This is a genomic window from Donghicola sp. XS_ASV15 (genome assembly GCF_041224595.1).
GTDB lineage: Bacteria > Pseudomonadota > Alphaproteobacteria > Rhodobacterales > Rhodobacteraceae > Donghicola.
In genome coordinates this window covers 1-369 of the sequence record NZ_JBGFGN010000095.1, presented here as the reverse complement: position 1 = coordinate 369, position 369 = coordinate 1, and the positions used below count along the sequence as shown (strand labels likewise).

At 65.6% G+C, this 369-nt stretch carries 1 protein-coding gene; it reads left to right on the top strand.

Annotated elements, in window-relative coordinates; all coding sequences use genetic code 11:
- Nucleotides 1–369, top strand: a 369-nt coding sequence (locus AB9K37_RS02940) for a hypothetical protein (RefSeq protein WP_369835477.1), incomplete at both ends; no start/stop codon positions are given.

Genomic DNA, 369 nt, shown 5'->3' with positions numbered 1-369 from the left:
GCCCGCGGATCCCTTTGCCGCCCTCGCCGATCTCGGAGAGCCAGACACGCAGGAGGCTACCGGCGCAGACGACGACATGTTTGCGCCCTTCGAGGTGGCCAAGCCCGATGCAGAAGACAGCAACGCACAGCTCGCCCGCCTTGCCGCAGGCGGAATGGCCGCGTTCGCCGATGACATCGACTCCCAAGATGGCACCCAGCCTGGGGAGGACGAGGCCGAACCCTTGCCGGAAGATCACGCTTCCGAAACAGCCCAAGCCCACGACGCGCTCGACATGGACGCCACTGAAGAAACCGACGCAGATCCCTTCGCAGCATTCAGCGCAGACGATGACCCGTTTGCTGCCCTTGGGGGCGCGGAGGAGGAGCA